Consider the following 474-nt stretch of genomic DNA (forward strand, 5'->3'; position numbering starts at 1 on the left):
CACCTGGGTTGTCGAAAAGCACGGCGACTTCCAGCGCCTCTATTACGCGCATCATTTGGGCGGCAACCAGCATGCCCGCGATCGCTTCGCCGGCCATCTCTATTTCGACGATTGCGACCGGTTCTGCGAGCGCTGGGACCAGTCGAGCTTCGATCCCGACTACGAGACGCTGCCGATCGAGTTCTTCCGGCCCCTCGTGCTCGAAGTCTTCGCGCGCAAAGCTTACGACCCGGCCGTGATCCGCGCCGGCGAGCGCGTGCCGCTTTCCGATCCCGAAACAGCCAAGACCAGAACCGGAGCCTGACCATGAGCATCATCAACAAGGCGGCCGCCATCGGCGGCGGCGTCATCGGCGCCGGCTGGGTGGCGCGCCTGCTCTTGAACGGCATCGATGTCTCGATCTTCGATCCCGATCCCGAGGCGTCGCGCAAAGTCGGCGAGGTGATGAAGGGCGCACGCCGCGCTTACAAGCAG

The 474-nt window shown here is 64.3% G+C and carries 1 protein-coding gene and 1 pseudogene; both read left to right on the plus strand.

Going from position 1 to position 474, the window contains the following annotated elements:
* Nucleotides 1-304, plus strand: a pseudogene (locus tag EOA79_RS32440) (HD domain-containing protein); the annotation flags it as partial.
* A gap of 2 nt (nt 305-306) precedes the next feature.
* On the plus strand, nt 307-474 hold a 168-nt coding region (locus tag EOA79_RS32445; RefSeq protein ID WP_245489990.1), incomplete at its 3' end, for a 3-hydroxyacyl-CoA dehydrogenase NAD-binding domain-containing protein.

This window comes from Mesorhizobium sp. M1A.F.Ca.IN.020.03.2.1 (assembly GCF_004023205.1).
Classification (GTDB): Bacteria; Pseudomonadota; Alphaproteobacteria; order Rhizobiales; family Rhizobiaceae; genus Mesorhizobium.